The sequence below is a fragment of the Acinetobacter sp. 24-47-62 genome (assembly GCF_056779765.1).
In genome coordinates this window covers 53,076-71,028 of record NZ_JBWYIN010000012.1, presented here as the reverse complement: position 1 = coordinate 71,028, position 17,953 = coordinate 53,076, and the positions used below count along the sequence as shown (strand labels likewise).

The window sequence follows — 17,953 nt, the reverse complement described above, 5'->3', positions numbered from 1 at the left end:
ATTTCAATCTGGGGGTTTTATATTTAATATTTTGATTATTTCATGATATTAATTTCATTTTGATTATATACAAGCACCCTTCTTTTCCTTTATCGTGATTAAGCATTATCCATGCACAATACTATAAAAAACATTTAGGAAAAAAGATGAAAAAGACGCTAACCGCACTGACTCTATCGATTGGCTTGTTATTACCCCTAACGAGCTTTGCTAAAAATAACGTTGTCGTCGTTGCAACTGGGGGAACGATTGCTGGTGCTGGTGCGAGCTCAACCAACAGCGCCACTTACACTGCCGCAAAAGTTCCAGTGGATGACTTACTGAATGCCGTCCCTCAAATTAAAGATTTAGCCAATGTGAGCGGCGTACAAGCAATGCAAGTTGCTTCTGAAAGTATTACGGACAAAGAATTACTTTCCCTTGCCCGCCAAGTCAATGATTTGGTTAAAAAGTCAGATGTAAATGGTGTTGTGATTACACATGGCACAGACACCTTAGAAGAAACCGCTTTCTTTCTTAATTTAGTCGTACAAACGGAAAAACCTATTGTTGTTGTCGGCTCAATGCGCCCATCGACGGCTTTATCTGCGGATGGCCCATTAAATTTATATAGTGCAGTTGCTCTGGCAGCAGACCCGAGTGCAAAAAATAAGGGGGTGTTCGTCCTTATGAACGATAGTATTTTTGCAGCTCGAGATGTGACTAAAGGCATTAATATTCATACCAATGCATTTGTAAGCCAATGGGGAGCTTTAGGGACGTTGGTAGAATCTAAACCTTATTGGTTCCGAAGTTCAGTTAAGCGATTTAATCAACGGTCAGAATTCAATATTGAGAACATTAAGGGTGATGCACTCCCATTAGTTCAAATTGTATATGGTTCTGGCAACATGATTCCTGATGCTTATCAAGCGTATGCCAAGGCTGGGGTTAAAGCCATTGTCCACGCAGGTACAGGAAACGGCTCAGTCGCGAAAAATATTGTTCCCACGCTGAATCAACTTCAGCAAAGTGGTGTGCAAATCGTACGTTCTTCACGAGTGCCACAAGGATTTGTTCTCCGCAATGCCGAACAGCCAGATGACAAATATGGTTGGGTGGTTGCACATGACTTCAACCCTCAAAAAGCTAAAATATTAACCGCACTTGCTTTAACCAAAACCAAAGATGCAAAAGAAATTCAACGCATGTTCTGGGAATATTGAGCCAAATTTTCATGTTATAAAAAAGTGCCGAATGGCACTTTTTTTGATTGATATAAAATCGCCTTTATTCAAATCGAAGATAATTTGTGCGAATCATATAAAATATCGTGGATTCTCAGCTCTAAATCACTTTGCATGATAAAATACGCTCTGCTCTTGTAAAGGACTCATCTATGCAGTTTGTTCATCTCGGTGTTCATACAGAATTTTCTATTACTGAATCAATCGTACGTATACCTGATCTAATGAAGTCTGCTGTACAGGATTCTATGCCTGCACTCGCGATGACAGATTTATCGAACTTACATGCAGCAGTGAAGTTTTATACCTCGTGTCTTAAAAAAGGGATTAAACCTATTTTAGGAAGTGTGATTCGTTTGAATGATGAATCACATCGTATGACTTTACTGGCGATGAATAATGAGGGTTGGCGTAGTTTAACTGAAGTAGTATCACGCGGCTTTATTGAAGGACAACAACTCAGTATCCCGTGTGTAAAAAAAGAATGGGTGTTAGAACAAGCGCCGGGCATGATTGCACTTTTAGGGATTAAAAGTGATGTTGGAGAAATGCTGTGTTCAAGTAGCCCAGAAAAAGCTGAACCCTTACTTGAAGCTTGGATCGAAAAATTTGGCAATCGTGTCTATTTAGCACTCACGCGCACCAATCGCCCACAAGAAGAAGATTTTATTATTGAAGCTGTTAAATTAGCCGCAAAATATCAAATCGGTGTTGTCGCTCATAATGATGTTCATTTTATTAGAGAAGAAGACTTTGAAGCCCATGAAGCGCGCGTCTGCATCGCAGATGGCTATGTTTTAGGTGATAATCGTCGTCCACGTACTTACAGCCCTGAGCAATATTTCAAAACAACAGCGCAAATGGTGGAGTTATTTGCTGATATCCCCAGTGCTATTCAAAATACAGTTGAAATTGCTAAACGCTGTAATGTGACACTTCGCTTAGGTAAATACTTTTTACCTGACTATCCAATTCCTGAAGGTCATACGATTGATACCTTCTTTGCCCATTTGTCTAAAGAAGGATTAGAAGAACGTCTTAATCACCTCTATCCTGTGGAGAAACGTGGAGAAGACTGGCCTGAAATTCGCAAAGAATATGACGATCGATTAGATTTCGAAATCAAGATCATTAACTCGATGGGATTCCCAGGTTACTTCTTGATTGTCATGGACTTCATTCAGTGGTCCAAGAACAATGGCGTACCTGTAGGCCCGGGCCGTGGTTCAGGTGCAGGCTCATTAGTTGCATACAGTTTAAAAATTACAGATTTAGATCCACTACCATACGGACTTCTTTTCGAACGTTTCTTAAACCCTGAACGTGTTTCGATGCCAGACTTTGACGTGGATTTTTGTATCGCAGGTCGTGATCGTGTAATTGATTATGTAGCACGAACTTATGGGCGTGACGCTGTATCTCAAATTGCAACATTTGGTACGATGGCAGCGAAAGGTGCAATTCGAGATGTTGCACGAGTTTTAGGTAAGTCTTACGGCTTAGCAGATCGTATTTCTAAAATGATCCCGACTAAACCTTTGGGTTTAAGTTTAGAAGAATCTTTAGAAGCAGAACCACAACTTAAAGATATTGTAACCAACCCATCCAACCCAGATTATGAAGATGCATCAGAAATCTGGGAAATGGCGCTTAAACTTGAAGGAATAACGCGTAACACTGGTAAGCACGCAGGTGGTGTTGTAATCGCACCGACCAAGATTACGGACTTCTCAGCTGTACTGTGTGACGAAGATGGTACCGGTCGTGTCGCTCAATTTGATAAAGACGATGTTGAGGCGGCAGGACTTGTTAAATTTGACTTCTTGGGGTTGCGAAATCTTACTGTAATTGAAGATGCTATTCAGCACATTAACCAACGATTAAAGTTTGATATACCTCTAAAGATTGAGAATATTCCGCTAAATGACAAAGCTGCATATTCGATATTTGCCGAAGCAAATACCACTGCGGTATTCCAATTTGAATCCGTGGGCATGAAAAAAATGCTCAAGGAAGCACGCCCAAGTAAATTTGAAGAAATTATTGCCTTCGTGTCATTGTACCGCCCGGGCCCAATGGATCTAATTCCAGACTTTATTCATCGTATGCATGGTGGAGAGTTCGAATACTTACATCCCCTATTAGAAGGTGTCTTAGAACCTACCTATGGGATTATGGTATATCAAGAACAGGTTATGCAAGCAGCTCAGTATTGTGCTGGATATAGTCTAGGTGGTGCGGACTTACTTCGTCGTGCGATGGGTAAAAAGAAACCTGAAGAGATGGTTAAACAACGCCAAATCTTTATTGAAGGTGCTGCAAAAAAAGATATCGATGAGCAAACGGCGAACCATATCTTCGACTATATGGAAAAATTTGCAGGCTATGGTTTCAACAAATCACATGCTGCAGCCTATGCATTAGTGGCGTATCAGACGGCTTGGTTAAAAGCACACTATCCTTCTGAGTTTATGTCCGCTGTACTGACTTCGGAAATGCAAAACACGGATAGTATCGTATTCTTGATTGATGACTGTCGTAACAATGGTCTCGACGTGTTACCACCTTCCGTCAATATGTCGATTTATCAATTCCATGCAATTGATGAAAAAACCATTGTATATGGTCTAGGTGCAATCAAGGGTGTTGGTGAAGCAGCTATGCAATCCGTCATTGATTCACGTAAGCAACTTGGACCTTATAAAGATTTATTTGATTTCTGCCATCGCATTGATCTGAAGAAAATCAATAAACGTACACTTGAAGCTTTGATTCGCTCAGGTGCATTAGATTGTCTCGGACTTGAACGCGCGACTTTAATGGCTCAATTGCCTGAAGCTGTACAAGCTGCCGAACAAGCTCGTTCAAATCGCGAAACTGGCATTATGGATTTATTTGGTGAAGTTGAAGAAGTTCAACGTAAACCTACTAAACCTGTAAAACCTTGGTCTGATGAAGTCCGTTTAAAAGGTGAAAAAGACACCTTAGGTTTATACTTAACGGGACACCCGATTGATGTGTATCGCCCCGAGTTAAAAGCATTTATTTCTAACAAAATTAATGAGCTGACTCCAACACGTCGTGGTGTGACTACAGTATTTGCCGGCTTGGTTGTGGATGTCGCAAATTTCCCTAACCGCATGATGATCACACTCGATGATGGTACTGCTCGAATTGAAGTCTCAGCAAATCATGAACGCTTCCAACGTTTTAAAGATATTATTGTGAATGAAAGAGTGATCGTGATTGAAGGTGAAATTTATGAACGTGAAGGCTTCGATCGTCCGATGGGACGCCTTACTAAGGCGTTTACATTAAACGAAATTCGTCAAAAACGTGCGAATCACATCCTCATCAAATTACAACCTGAGCATATTCAGCCAAATCTTGGTCAAGAGCTTTCACAGATCATTCAACCATTTTGTGATGTAGATATGTGTCAGCATGTGCCATTACAAGTACAACTCGACTTTCCATATGCAACGGCTGATTTTCATTTACCACCACAATGGAATGTTGCACCACTCGATGACTTATTGTTCAAACTGCGCGACTATTTTGGTAAAGAGGCCTTACATGTGGAGTATCATGTCAAGTCAAAAGCTGCACGTTCCCACGCCGCAGAACCAAAATCAGAACCAGTCATCACATCACATGCCTCTCCACCTGACCAGATCAGTATGGATGAAGCAATGGATCAATACATGACGGAAGTCAGTCAATACTCTTAATTTTGGAAGATTTATGAATTTAATTGATAATGCTGCTGTCTCAGCGCATTTGTCTCATGTGCGTATTGTCATGGTGAATACTACCCTGCCTGCGAATATCGGTAGCGCACTTAGAGCAATGAAAACCATGGGGCTTTCAAAATTGGTTTTAGTTGCACCTAAAACTTATCCTCATCCTGATATTGATGCACTTGCAGCGGGTGCAACCGATTTAATTGATCAGATTCAGATTGTAGAAACGCTTGAAGAAGCCATCGCAGATTGTCATTTAGTCTTTGGTACAAGTGCTCGTAGCCGAACTATTCCATGGCCTTTATTAGATGCTCGACCTGCTGCTGATAAATCTATGCAAGCGGTGATCAAAGAACAACAAGAAATTGCCGTAATATTTGGGCGTGAAGATCGCGGATTAACCAATGAAGAATTGGCTATGGCGAATTACCATGTGACCATCCCTGTGAATACAGACTATGGCGTACTCAATGTCGCTCAAGCCATTCAAATTATTTGCTATGAAATGCGAATGGCGACCACGGCTCTCATGGAACAAGTTGAAGATCCTCAAGCTGTTATGAGAGTGACTGATGAAGATTCTATGCATTGGGATGAGCCGTTGGTAACACATCAACAGATGGAACAATTTTATCCTCATTTCGAAAAAATGTTGCACGAAATCGAGTTTTTAGACCCAGAAAACCCACGATTATTGCCTTTACGCTTGCGTCGCTTATTCGGACGTATACAATTAGATCGTATGGAGTACCATCTTCTTAGAGGTATTTTCAGTCGTGTTCAGGCATTGAACAATGGCACATGGAAAAAGTCAGATTCTAAAGAGAAATCAAAAGATGCTTAAACAGCTTAAAGAAGATATTCAAGCTGTGTTTGCCCGCGATCCTGCGGCGCGCAACACATTTGAAGTTTTAACCACTTATCCTGGAATTCACGCACTGATTATGCATCGTGTTGCGCATGAGCTTTGGAAAAAAGAGTGTAAAACTTCTGCCCGCATGCTGTCTTCTTTTAGTCGTTTCGCAACTGGTATCGAAATTCACCCAGGTGCCAAAATTGGCAAACGTTTTTTTATAGATCACGGTATGGGTGTGGTCATTGGGGAAACAGCTGAAATTGGTGATGATGTGACGCTCTATCATGGCGTGACATTAGGTGGCACCACTTGGAATAAAGGCAAACGTCACCCAACTTTAGAAGATGGTGTAGTCGTTGGCGCAGGTGCGAAAATTTTGGGACCATTTACCGTGCATAAGAATGCGAAAGTAGGTTCAAATGCTGTGGTCACTAAAGAAGTCCCTGAAGGTGCTACTGCCGTAGGCAACCCAGCGCGATTTATTATCAAAAACCAGCAAAAAGATTTGAACAAAGAATCTGAACGACGCAATTATGCAGAAAGCATCGGTTTTCAGCCTTATGCGACAACCCAAGATCAATCAGATCCTATGTTAGAAGGTATGCGAGTATTATTGGATCGTATACAGCACAATGAAAAGCGCATGAACACTCTATGTCAGCGACTTTCATTACTTGATCCAACATTTAATAACGCTCAAAGTAATGGACAACCATTTAGTGCTGAAGAGTTAAAAATCATTGACGAAGTTCGTCGTGAGTGCGAAGCTCAAACTGCACAATCAAAAGCTTAATGTATAAGTTTGACTAAGTTAGGTGAATCTGAGTTGCATGTTGTTTCGACTTTTCATAGACTCAGATAAAACCTGAACTAGAATTTAAAAACAAAATATTGGAAGAAAATATGACGATTAAGCCCCTCATTGCCACCATGATCGCTGTTTCATTATTGAGTGCTTGTAGCTCGCCAGCAGTTAAAAAACAATCTAAAACAAACGATCCAATCGTCTTTTCTGAGCCTGATTTAAGTGCGCCATTTTATGCATTAAATCCTTTTAATTATAGCCAACCTCCAGTATTCGAGCTTGAACTAAAAAAAGCTGCTGCTGCACCACTTCAAAAACTTGAGGTGACTGATCCAAATAATCCAAACAGAAAGATGATCCTCGAACAAAACAAATTAATCGTACCGACTGTGAATAGTTCACAACGTGCGATGAAATACACGGTTTTAGCGGGTCAAAATGAAATCGACATTACAGAAATTGATGACTTCCTCCAGATGGTTGAAGGTAAAGCACGTCACTATCCTCCTCGCTTTACAGATCGTCAAGAACGTCGCGGTTTTGAAGCTAAATTACGTGAAGTTTCAGCTCAACTAGATACTTTAGCAGCGAAAGATAACGCGTCATTCGATATCTTAATTCGTGCATTTAAAGCAAGTATATTGGGTCGTAACCTTGATCTTGGTTCTGCTTACACCACTAAATCATTAAAATATGCACAACAAATCCTGAAGATCAACAAAGAAGACGCTGAAGCGAACTTCTGGTTTGGTTTCTCTTTGTCTGAAGGTGGTGGTCAAAAAGAAGCTATTCCATATATCGATAAGGCCATCAAAGCGGGTGTTCAAGAAGCTTATCTCGTAGCTGTTAATAACTACCTCGCATTGAGCCAAAAGAAAAATGCAATCACAACTTTAAAAAATTACAAAGTGAAATATCCTGAAGAAACTGAAGTTGCTGACCGCTTGATTCAAGAAATTGAGAAACAAGGTCGTTACAATGTTTGGCAAATTTTAAACAATCCAGCGAAATCATAATCTTATTTCACAAAAAATAGACTGATTATTCAGTCTATTTTTTTTAGCACTTATTTTTATCTCCCTAAAAATAACGTATGCTCAGCGTTAATGATTCATGCTGACAGTTGAAAATATGTTTATGATGAACAATAAATACATTGGCGCCCTACTGATCGCAACACCACTATTTATGACAGGTTGCCAAGTCGTCAGTGTAAAAAATCAAGCGCTTAATGTCTCGATCGCGAATGAACGAGATAGCATATTAACGCGTAAAAAAATGAGTGAAGCGAGTCTGAATGTCCTCTCAATGACAGGCAGTGAGGCTGAAAGTTGTTCTAATGATCCCGATAAATGTGTATCTGATCTAAAAAAAATTAAACAAATTCAAGATGAACAACTTTATTCAACTGCAAGTGAAGCATATTTGACACGGGCATTAGCCCTCAGTAATTCTTCTGCGTGTAATACCAGTTTAATTAATAAATATCAGTCAGAAGAAAAGAAAAAAATTCATCAAGAAAACTATAGTCAATGTCTTGACCAACAGTTAGCAATGCTTGATAAAAGTATTCGTTATAGTTATGCCTATCTATTCAAGACAAAACGCCAACCAAGCGACCGTATTTTCGATAATAGACAAGTTCAAATACGAGATTTCTACAATCAAGCCTTGGCGAAAATGGTGATGACCTATGGTATGCGATATACGGGTGAAAAAGTTCCCAAACAAATAAAAATTGGTGAAAGCATTTATACCATCAACTATGACCATTACCCTCAGATTGCTAAACAAAAATTAGATAGCCTGCTTTCAAGCTACAATCTCAATTTTAGTGGCTTGCGTTCGATTAACCGTCGGGATGGTTTCGGTGCGGAATTTGTCGCAACGCTTCCAGCGCCAGAGCGAAATAGCGATTCAGGTAAATATATTGTAGATCCATTAAATCACGCTTATAAAAATGGTCGTAATCCTAACATTCATCCACCACGTTATCTTTCAGTCACGATGACCGCTGAGCCTGCGCGTCAAAGTAATGTAGAGGATATTCTGAATGACCCGCATTTCACCCTGAATATTTATGATCCTTATGGATTAGATCAATTAAAAGTAAGTGGAAAAGTTTATCCCTTAGCTGCGAATTACTCTGCACCTTATGGTTTGTGGCTTGCCGAAAATAACTTAGGTGCTGCTGCATATTTGAGTTTGATTGATCGTGACAATACAATCACAATGCCCCATCTCTTTATGCTCGAACCCTATAATCCAAACAAAAAAATTATTGTTTTGGTGCATGGACTTGCAAGCAGTCCAGAAGCTTGGATTGCATTAACCAATGACATTATGGGAGATAATGTTCTAAGAGAGCATTATCAAGTTTGGCAAGTATTTTACTCAACCAATATGCCAATTTTAGAAAGTCGCTTTCAGGTGAATGCGATCATTCAACAAGCATTTAATTCACTTGATCAATCTACGGCGTCAGCTAAAGATGCAGTTCTGATTGGACATAGTATGGGTGGTATTATTTCAAGATTATTGGTGAGCCAAGCTGATTTAACACAACCTGCATTGTCTCAATTAAAAAATTCTCAAATTAGCCGCTTTAAGAATGAACCTTTATTTAAAGCTCGTTTACAAATCAAACCTGTGCCACAGTTTAATCGTGCTATTTTCTTAGCAGCACCGCATAGAGGTACAGATTATGCTGATCGTTGGTTTACACGAGCTGCGCGTAAAGTGATCAAGTTGCCAGGTGCATTTTTGGGTGCATTTGCTGAATCGCTCTCAGATAAAGATATTAATATTAAACATTTTGTCAAAGACTTAGGTCATGGATTGATTCAAAATGGTCCGAGTGATCTGAGTCACAACTCTCCTTTCACCAAATTAACCTCACCTGTGACGCCAATTAAAGGATTTAAATTTCACTCCATCATGGGGAATGTGACTGAGAGTAAAGATCCTACTGTTATGTCAGATGGGATCGTGCCTTATCAGAGTGCGCATCTTAAAGGGGCACAATCTGAGATTATTATCAAAGGTGGTCACTCAATTCAGGAAACGCCTGAAGCTGTGTTGGAATTAAGACGAATCCTCAGACTTCATTTGACAGAGCTTGGAATTGCCAAATAACGATTTCCTTTAGCTTTTATCGGCCGATGTATCAAAGATGCATCGGCTTTTTGTTTTTATAGTCCCAAATGACGACTTTTGAATCCCACTCATATTTTTAATTACCTTCTCCATAAAATATTTGAGAAAAAATGGATAACGATTAGAACAAACTGGATAGCCTGACTCCCTTAATCACTGTTCAATAGATTCAAAGATAAATGAAATCAAGTGATATAAGGAGTTAGACCATGGGTTCTCGTAGCAGCATCGAATGGCATGATTTTATTGAAGGATGTATCGATTTTCGACCAGAGGATGGCGTCTATCGTATCGCACGTGACATGTTTACTGAACCAGAACTTTTTGATCTAGAAATGGAAATGATCTTTGAAAAGGTATGGATCTACGCGTGTCATGAAAGTGAAATTCCAAAACCAAATGACTTTGTCACTGTTCAAATTGGTCGCCAACCGCTCATCATTAACCGTGATAGTCAAGGTAATTTAAATGCAATGGTCAATGCCTGCGAGCACCGTGGTGCTACATTGACCCGAGTTGCTAAAGGTAATCAATCCACATTTACCTGCCCGTTCCACGCTTGGTGTTACAAATCTGATGGTCGCCTCGTAAAAGTTAAAGCTCCTGGTGAGTATTGTGATGACTTTGATAAATCATCACGAGGTCTAAAAAAAGCACGTATTGCAAGTTATAAAGGATTTGTCTTCGTTAGCTTAGATACAACAGCTACAGACACTTTAGAAGATTATTTAGGTGATACACGTGTTTTCCTTGATCTTATGGTTGAACAATCACCTACAGGTGAATTAGAAGTTTTACCAGGTAAATCAGCATATACCTTTGCAGGAAACTGGAAGCTACAAAATGAAAATGGTGTAGATGGCTACCACGTAAGTACTGTTCACTATAACTATGTCTCTACAGTTCAATATCGTCAGCAACTGAATGCTCAAAAAGGGACAGGACCAAAAGACACACTTGATTACAGTAAATTAGGTGCTGGTGATGACACAACTGATGATGGTTGGTTCTCATTTAAAAATGGTCATAACGTTTTGTTTAGTGACATGCCTAACCCAACTGTACGTCCTGGTTACGCAACTGTGATGCCATATCTGGTTGAGAAATATGGTCAAAAACGTGCTGAATGGGCAATGCACCGTCTCAGAAACTTAAACCTATATCCAAGCCTTTTCTTTATGGATCAAATCAGTTCGCAACTTCGTATTATTCGTCCAGTTGCGTGGAATAAAACTGAAGTCATTAGCCAGTGTATTGGTGTTAAAGGTGAGTCGGCTGAAGCACGTCGTAACCGTATTCGTCAATTCGAAGATTTCTTCAACGTATCGGGCTTAGGCACACCTGACGATTTAGTCGAATTCCGTGAACAACAGCGTGGTTTTCAAGCTCGTTTAGAACGCTGGAGTGACATTTCGCGCGGTTATCACAAGTGGAATTATGGCGACAGCCCGAATGCTCAAACATTAGGGATCAAACCAGTCATCACGGGTACTGAAATCACTCAAGAAGGTTTATATGTCAATCAACACCAAGTTTGGCGCGATCTCATGTTAAAAGGCTTAAAAAATAAAGCACTTAAACTCACTGAAGATACTTCTGAACCACACGAATGCCCTGCATCACAAGCGACAACTGAGGAGGCTTAATCATGACACAAGCTCTTGTACATCAAGTTTCTCAATTTTTATATGAAAAATCTGCGCTTTGTGACAACTATGAATGGGACGCATATTTAGAACTCTATGATGAAGACAGCGAATACCACATTCCACAATGGATTAGTGACCATGAATACGTCACTGATCCAAACCAAGGACTTTCGTATATCTATTATGAAAACCGTGCTGGCCTTGAAGATCGCGTATTCCGTATTGGAACTGGTAAAGCTGCATCAGCTACGCCCCTTCCGCGTCTCATGCATGCGATTCACAACATCCGTGTAAAAACACTTGAAGACGGATTATTAGAAGTTAAAGCGGGTTGGTCGACATTCTATAACCGCCAAGGTTTAGAAGGCTATTTTTACGGGCATGTCACTTATATCCTTCGTCAACATGAAGACACTTTCCACATTCGTAAACAGCACACCATTTTGTTGAATGACAAAATTGATTCTGTGCTCGACTTCTATCACGTTTAAGGAGTAAAAGAATGAGTCATTCTGTTGCACTCAACTTTGCAGATGGTAAAACGTTCTTTATCTCTGTGAATAATGATGAGCTTTTACTTGATGCTGCGTTCCGTCAAGGTATCACATTGCCTTTAGACTGCCGTGAAGGCGTTTGCGCAACCTGTCAAGGGCAATGTGAAAGTGGCAATTACACTCAAGATTATGTCGATGAAGAAGCATTAACCGAACGTGATCTGGCAGAGCGTAAAATTTTAGCTTGTCAAACACGAGTGCAATCGAATGCTGCATTCTATTTCGATCATGACTCAAGTTTCTGTAATGCTGGTGAAACACTTCAACTCGAAACCAAAGTGACTCACGTAGAATTAGTCTCTGAAACTACGGCAATCATTCATGTAGATGCCAGTCAACATACGCAGAAAATTGATTATTTACCGGGTCAATATGCTCGATTAAAAATTCCTGGTGCAAATGATTGGCGTTCTTATTCCTTTGCCAATTTACCCAATGAAGGTAATCAATTACAGTTTTTAATTCGCTTACTCCCGCAAGGTCTCATGAGTGACTATCTGCGAGATCGAGCAAAAGTTGGGGATACAATTTTACTCGAAGCACCTTTAGGAAGTTTTTATCTTCGCGAAGTGGAAAAAGAAAAGCCATTGGTCTTTGTCGCAGGAGGTACTGGATTGTCAGCATTTTTAGGAATGCTAGATCAAATTGTGAAACAACCTCAAATTCCACCAGTACATCTGTATTATGGTGTAAACAAAGAGCAAGATTTGTGTGAACAAGAAAGGTTAAAAGCATACTCAGCTAAGATTCCACACTTTGAGTATCATCCCGTAATCGGACAACCTTCTAATGATTGGACTGGAAAAAAAGGATTTATCCACGAACATTTAGATCAATCGCAATTAAGCGAATCAGCATTCGATATGTATTTGTGTGGTCCGCCACCAATGATCGATGCTGTCAAAAATTGGCTAGCTGATCACCAGATAGACAAGGGACGTGTTTACAGTGAGAAGTTTATTCAAAGTCATAGCTCAAGATAATTAAATGAGCTGATGACAATCACTAAGGACTATCGTTAATATTCTTTGCAAACGATAGTCCTTTTTTGTTCTAACGTTTGAATATATGGAAATTTTAAATGCAAAAAATAATTGTAAATGACGTTATTGATCGGGAAAAAATGTCCCCTTTACAATGGACAGTTTTCTTTCTGGGGTTTTTGGTTTTTTTCTGTGATGGATTAGACACTGGCATCTTAGGCTTTATTGCACCAGCATTGTTAGATGATTGGGGGATTTCAAAACCAGATCTAGCACCTGTGCTCAGTGCGGCCTTAGTAGGCATGTCGATCGGCGCTATTATCTCAGGACCATTATCAGATAAATTTGGACGCAAGGGTGTCATCGTAATGACGACTTTGTTGTTTTCAATTTTCACCATCATGTGTGGATTTGCTTCTAACACACAAGAACTTATGATCTATCGTTTTATTACAGGGGTCGGACTTGGTGCGGCTATGCCGAATATCAGCACAATGGTATCCGAATACATGCCTCTAAAACGTAAAGCATTCCTGACCGGATTAGCAGGTTGCGGATTTATGTTAGGGATCTCAAGTGGCGGTGTCTTATCTGCGTTCTTATTAGAGAATCAAGGGTGGGCAAATGTCATTATTATCGGCGGTGTAATCCCACTCATTGTATTGGTATTTTTGATTACCAAGTTACCTGAATCACCTCAATACCTCATCAAACAAAATCGTCAAGAAAAAGCAAAACCAATTCTTGAGAAGATTCACGGTCAAACATTTGATCAAAGTACTGTATTTGTTCTACCTGAAGCAGAAGTATTAGATCCTAAACAAAGCCCTGTTAAAATTTTGTTTAGCAAATACTTTTGGGGTTCGGCAATGCTTTGGCTGTGTTGCTTTACCAGCCTAATGGTGTTTTATCTGTTAACCAGCTGGATGCCAACTATTCTTAAAACCGCTGGATTTACAACAGAGCAGTTTAGTTTAATTGCAGCGATTTTCCCATTCGGCGGTGTAATAGGTGCATGCTTTATGGGGTGGTATATGGATAAAGTTAATCCAAATACTGTGATTAAATATTCTTATCTCGCAGCATTTGTATTGTTCTTCGTTGCAGCATTCGTAAGCCAAAGTATTGTTTTACTCGGTATTGCAATTTTCTTAATTGGCGCATTATTAGTGGGTGCTCAATCATCACTACTTCCATTAACAGCACTGTTCTACCCTTCAGTGTGCCGCGGTGTAGGTGTTTCATGGATGCATGGTATTGGTCGTATCGGTGCGATCTTAGGTGCGTTCTACGGATCACTGATTTTTACTTTTGAATTATCTCTTGCAGGTATTTTCTATGTCCTAGCAATTCCGACATTTATTTCGTTTATTGCGCTCGCATTAAAAGGACTAAAACAACCTGAATCAGCCAATACTGCAACTGCAGAGGTAACGCAGTAATCTCAACTCAGTCATTAAAAAGCCCCAATCAAGGGGCTTTTTTTTAAACCATTATTTTAAGTGTTTCACTCGGGAGAACCCCATATTTGGCTTTGTATTCTTGAGAAAATCGTCCTAAATGTCTGAATCCCCAGTCATAAGCCAATCTCGAAATGGAAATATTTGCATTGTTCTGCAGCAAAGCATGATGAATCTGTTCAAGTCTATAGTTTTTTAAATAATCCATAGGACTCATATGCAGCGCTTGTTGAAACTCACGGTATAAAGTCGATTTTGAAGTTCCCGATATCATGACTAAATCTGATGCATCCAACTCTTGATCAGCAAAACGATGGATAAACTCTCTGACCACCATGACTGGCTTCGGAAGCTGATACTCTTGGAGCGATCTTAATTCATTGGAATAATTATTCTGCTGGGTTAAAAGCAAAGCCTTAATCAAAAAACTTTCATAATCTTGAGAAAGCAGATTTAAACCATCAAAACGAGAATAATCTTGCCTGAGCGATAAACATTGTTGAATATTATTCCACCACAATCTTAGGAAGTTATCTTCACTAAATGGCATATCTGGCTCAAAAATCACCCGCTCTTTAACAGGTTTAGAAAGCAAATTGGAAAGTACAGATTTGACACTTTCTTCAGGAATCACCACTTGAAATTTTTTACAATTACGGTGAATGATGAGTTCTTGCTGATCCTGACTAGAAACAATGATTCCATTATTACTATGTGATAAATGAGTTTCTCCATTCATACGCAATGTTTGCTGTCCATGAATAGGCAAACTGATACTGTATGCACCTAGCTGCTGAATTTGAATAGATACATCTGTGCCATAACTGATACAGCCAATTGCCATTTTTTTACTCGGCAAGCGTATACCTGAATAATGAAAATCAAGCTGATCTTTACGAGCAGTTTCTAATTGATGTGAACCACAAATAAGGCTCATTAATCGTTGAGCAACATTCAATTCACGCGATGCGTGACTAAGATCCTTATGTTGGCTGAGTGTGATCATCCTGTTCACCTAGCTATTTTGAATCATGATAAATACTATAAAACATTTTTAATAATAATGTCGAAATAAAGTCTCTTCGCTTCGACTAAATATTTAAATATATTTTTGAACACAGATTAGTAAATTAAAAAATACTAATTTGGTATCTTATATTACTTAATAGGTATTTTAATTTTTTATTATTTTTCATTAACTTATATAAAATTACAATGATAAAAAATTCGGTTTTATTTGACATTCAGCGATTATAGAGATAGATTTTTAAATAACGTCCTAAGGATAGGACTGATATAAATAAATGTAATTTTTTTCAATTACCACTATAGCTATTAAATTTTAAAATTATTATTTCTGGTCTGAATATTGCTTCATTTATTTATATCGTAAATCTCATTCCATGATATCAATTTAACACTACTGTCATGGTACGGACTACTAATGAGCCAAAAGGATTCACAATGAACCAGCTTCATTCCTCTCAGCTAACTGGGCAAAATTTTAGTAATGAATCAATTTTCAACAGTCAAAACTTGGTCTTCAATCAAGCAGATTTGAGCGAAACTTGTAAAAATGTAGGGCAAATTTTTAAGCCTCATGCTCTAAAAGTGTTAAAATCAGCTAAAAATTTTAGTGCAAGCATGCATCATGTTCAAACTGGGGCTCTTTCTATCAGCCGCTTGGAATATGGCGCAGATGTATTGATCGAACCAGATCAACTTGAAAAGTTTTATCTTATTCAGATTCCTACTCGAGGCTATGCTGAAATTGAATTTGGTCAAGATAAATTTATTTCATACTCAGAAGTAGCGTCAATTATCTCACCTGACCAGTCACTCAGAATGCGCTGGCGTGCTCACTCCCCTCAACTCATTCTCAAAATTTCAAAAGATGATTTTGCACATCATTGTCAGCAACATATCGTGAAATCTGAACAAAAAAATGTAATTTTTAATCCTCGACTTGATTTTACCACCCAATCTGGTGGTTATTTTCTGCAACTTTTGAGAACCATGATGGATGCACTTAAATGTGAGCATCATCCTCTCCACCACCCACTTGCATTTAAGCAGTTTGAATCAAATCTATTTAATGCGCTTATTTATGGACAACCAAATAATGCTTTTTTTAAAGCAAATGCTCATCATGAGAAAAAATTAGCGCCCTACTTTATCAAACGTGCTGAAGCATACATTCACCACCACTTACATGAACCACTCAACATAGAAGTCTTGGCTGAACAATCAGGTGTAAGTGCACGAACACTCTTTGCAGGATTCAAAAACCATTTTGGCATTACCCCTATGGCATATTTACGTGAGCTTCGTTTTGAACAAGCTCATCTTGAACTGATGAATAATGAACATGCCACGGTCACTGATGTTGCATTTAAGTGGGGCTTTACTCATTTAGGTCGTTTTTCACAAGAGTACAAACGTCGTTATGGCGAGCTGCCATCATCAACGCGTAAGATTACACAAAATTCACTCTTCTCTTAATTTTATGTCTGTCAATAAAAAAGCCTGTGAAATCACAGGCTTTTTTGATTAGAAATGATGAATGTATCGAATTTGAAATCGATCGCCTTCAGTTCTATTTTTTGCATCATGCTCGAAATATGCATTTGCGATGACATGATTTTTTGGCGAGTGACTATACATAAGTCCAGGTCCAACTGCCCACACACTTTCTTTGCGACCATCGACTTTTACACCATCAACTTTAGTATCGGTAAGCTGTTTTAAATAGTACCCACTTAAACCCAATCGAATCTGATCATGTACAGCATATTCAGATGCTAGGTTAATGTGTACTGCTTGCCCCGCTTGGATGTCATCAGCAGCACCAAAACCATAAGTTGGATCATCATTTTTAAAATTATACAAATAATGAGCGCGTGTCGAAGCTGTCCATTTCGGATTAAACCAATACGTTGCAGCCCAATATGGATTGAAGGAAAATGCATTATTACCCGGATTAATATCACGGTTTTGCTGATATTCCCCTGTTGGCAAATTTATCTGTAATTCTATTCGATGGACAAATTTTGGTCCCTGTTCACCCATGACTGGATCAAACTGGAGAAATGGACCAATCATCAAATCTCCAAATCCACTTTTAGCTTTTAAGGCTTGATTATTTAAACCATCGTCAACACTTATTTTACTTAAATAAGGGATAAGTAAATTCAGACCTAGACTTGAATGAGCAGTCGGTTTATAGGTCGACATGTAACTTAATTGCTCGACAATCACTTGATAATTTAAATCTGTTTTGGGCAGCGGAAGCTTTTGTCCACTCGTATCTCTCAACTTATCACTGTCATAATGTTGAAAATACGTTTGCGAATACCAACCAGGTCCAGCTGGTAGTCCACCATCTAGAAAGCTGGTCATACCCAAATTCACAGTCGGTAAATCATAAGCAAAAACATGTGATGAATTTGCTGTAGTAAACAAGGTTAAAGTACTTAATATAATTTTATTTTTCATGTGTATTTCCCATAAAAAAACCACGA

At 39.0% G+C, this 17,953-nt stretch carries 13 protein-coding genes; 11 read left to right on the top strand and 2 right to left on the bottom strand.

Going from position 1 to position 17,953, the window contains the following annotated elements:
• Positions 1-146: 146 nt before the first annotated feature.
• The 10 genes from AC1M87_RS10745 to AC1M87_RS10700 all read left to right on the top strand — a co-directional run bounded on the left by AC1M87_RS10745 (position 147) and on the right by AC1M87_RS10700 (position 14,414).
• Positions 147-1,205, top strand: coding sequence for a type II asparaginase (locus tag AC1M87_RS10745; RefSeq protein WP_481593678.1), 1,059 nt, complete (start codon positions 147-149; stop codon positions 1,203-1,205).
• A 173-nt stretch (positions 1,206-1,378) separates the two neighbouring features.
• Positions 1,379-4,957: a DNA polymerase III subunit alpha gene (dnaE, locus tag AC1M87_RS10740; protein ID WP_481592097.1), complete on the top strand. Its 3,579-nt coding sequence runs from the start codon at positions 1,379-1,381 to the stop codon at positions 4,955-4,957.
• Between the two features lie 13 nt (positions 4,958-4,970).
• Positions 4,971-5,813: an RNA methyltransferase gene (locus AC1M87_RS10735; protein WP_481590734.1), complete on the top strand. Its 843-nt coding sequence runs from the start codon at positions 4,971-4,973 to the stop codon at positions 5,811-5,813.
• A complete protein-coding gene (gene cysE, locus AC1M87_RS10730; RefSeq protein ID WP_481593677.1) occupies positions 5,806-6,618 on the top strand; it encodes a serine O-acetyltransferase in 813 nt (270 codons plus the stop codon). The genes AC1M87_RS10735 and cysE overlap by 8 nt, the downstream gene beginning before the upstream one ends.
• A 110-nt stretch (positions 6,619-6,728) precedes the next feature.
• On the top strand, positions 6,729-7,646 hold the full coding sequence (locus AC1M87_RS10725; protein WP_035266116.1) for an ABUW_2363 family tetratricopeptide repeat lipoprotein: 918 nt from the start codon (positions 6,729-6,731) through the stop codon (positions 7,644-7,646).
• Positions 7,647-7,761: 115 nt separating this feature from the next.
• Positions 7,762-9,765, top strand: a complete 2,004-nt coding sequence (locus AC1M87_RS10720; protein WP_481593709.1) for an esterase/lipase family protein — start codon at positions 7,762-7,764, stop codon at positions 9,763-9,765.
• Positions 9,766-9,995: 230 nt separating this feature from the next.
• Entirely contained in the window at positions 9,996-11,432 is a 1,437-nt protein-coding gene (gene antA, locus AC1M87_RS10715) for an anthranilate 1,2-dioxygenase large subunit (protein WP_481593676.1), read from the top strand.
• 2 nt (positions 11,433-11,434) lie between these two features.
• Positions 11,435-11,926, top strand: coding sequence for an anthranilate 1,2-dioxygenase small subunit (antB, locus tag AC1M87_RS10710; protein ID WP_481593675.1), 492 nt, complete (start codon positions 11,435-11,437; stop codon positions 11,924-11,926).
• Between the two features lie 11 nt (positions 11,927-11,937).
• Complete coding sequence (antC, locus tag AC1M87_RS10705) at positions 11,938-12,972, top strand: anthranilate 1,2-dioxygenase electron transfer component AntC (protein WP_481593674.1); 1,035 nt, start codon at positions 11,938-11,940, stop codon at positions 12,970-12,972.
• A gap of 98 nt (positions 12,973-13,070) precedes the next feature.
• A complete protein-coding gene (locus tag AC1M87_RS10700) occupies positions 13,071-14,414 on the top strand; it encodes an MFS transporter (protein WP_092767747.1) in 1,344 nt (447 codons plus the stop codon).
• 43 nt (positions 14,415-14,457) lie between these two features.
• Here AC1M87_RS10700 and AC1M87_RS10695 read toward each other — a convergent pair whose 3' ends face one another.
• Positions 14,458-15,438: an AraC family transcriptional regulator gene (locus tag AC1M87_RS10695; protein WP_481593673.1), complete on the bottom strand. Its 981-nt coding sequence runs from the start codon at positions 15,436-15,438 to the stop codon at positions 14,458-14,460.
• 458 nt (positions 15,439-15,896) lie between these two features.
• Between AC1M87_RS10695 and AC1M87_RS10690 the strand changes: the two genes are divergently transcribed.
• On the top strand, positions 15,897-16,934 hold the full coding sequence (locus AC1M87_RS10690) for an AraC family transcriptional regulator (RefSeq protein ID WP_481593672.1): 1,038 nt from the start codon (positions 15,897-15,899) through the stop codon (positions 16,932-16,934).
• 48 nt (positions 16,935-16,982) lie between these two features.
• Here AC1M87_RS10690 and AC1M87_RS10685 read toward each other — a convergent pair whose 3' ends face one another.
• Positions 16,983-17,927 (bottom strand): SphA family protein, encoded by a 945-nt coding sequence (locus AC1M87_RS10685; RefSeq protein WP_481593671.1) that lies wholly within the window; start codon positions 17,925-17,927, stop codon positions 16,983-16,985.
• Between the last annotated feature and the right edge of the window lie 26 nt (positions 17,928-17,953).

Excerpts from the sequence above, each read along its gene's own strand:
- AC1M87_RS10745 (WP_481593678.1), top strand. The coding sequence starts at position 147 with ATGAAAAAGACGCTAACCGCACTGACTCTATCGATTGGCTTGTTATTA.
- dnaE (WP_481592097.1), top strand. The coding sequence starts at position 1,379 with ATGCAGTTTGTTCATCTCGGTGTTCATACAGAATTTTCTATTACTGAA.
- AC1M87_RS10735 (WP_481590734.1), top strand. The coding sequence starts at position 4,971 with ATGAATTTAATTGATAATGCTGCTGTCTCAGCGCATTTGTCTCATGTG.
- cysE (WP_481593677.1), top strand. The coding sequence starts at position 5,806 with ATGCTTAAACAGCTTAAAGAAGATATTCAAGCTGTGTTTGCCCGCGAT.
- AC1M87_RS10725 (WP_035266116.1), top strand. The coding sequence starts at position 6,729 with ATGACGATTAAGCCCCTCATTGCCACCATGATCGCTGTTTCATTATTG.
- AC1M87_RS10720 (WP_481593709.1), top strand. The coding sequence starts at position 7,762 with ATGTTTATGATGAACAATAAATACATTGGCGCCCTACTGATCGCAACA.
- antA (WP_481593676.1), top strand. The coding sequence starts at position 9,996 with ATGGGTTCTCGTAGCAGCATCGAATGGCATGATTTTATTGAAGGATGT.
- antB (WP_481593675.1), top strand. The coding sequence starts at position 11,435 with ATGACACAAGCTCTTGTACATCAAGTTTCTCAATTTTTATATGAAAAA.
- antC (WP_481593674.1), top strand. The coding sequence starts at position 11,938 with ATGAGTCATTCTGTTGCACTCAACTTTGCAGATGGTAAAACGTTCTTT.
- AC1M87_RS10700 (WP_092767747.1), top strand. The coding sequence starts at position 13,071 with ATGCAAAAAATAATTGTAAATGACGTTATTGATCGGGAAAAAATGTCC.
- AC1M87_RS10695 (WP_481593673.1), bottom strand. The coding sequence starts at position 15,438 with ATGATCACACTCAGCCAACATAAGGATCTTAGTCACGCATCGCGTGAA.
- AC1M87_RS10690 (WP_481593672.1), top strand. The coding sequence starts at position 15,897 with ATGAACCAGCTTCATTCCTCTCAGCTAACTGGGCAAAATTTTAGTAAT.
- AC1M87_RS10685 (WP_481593671.1), bottom strand. The coding sequence starts at position 17,927 with ATGAAAAATAAAATTATATTAAGTACTTTAACCTTGTTTACTACAGCA.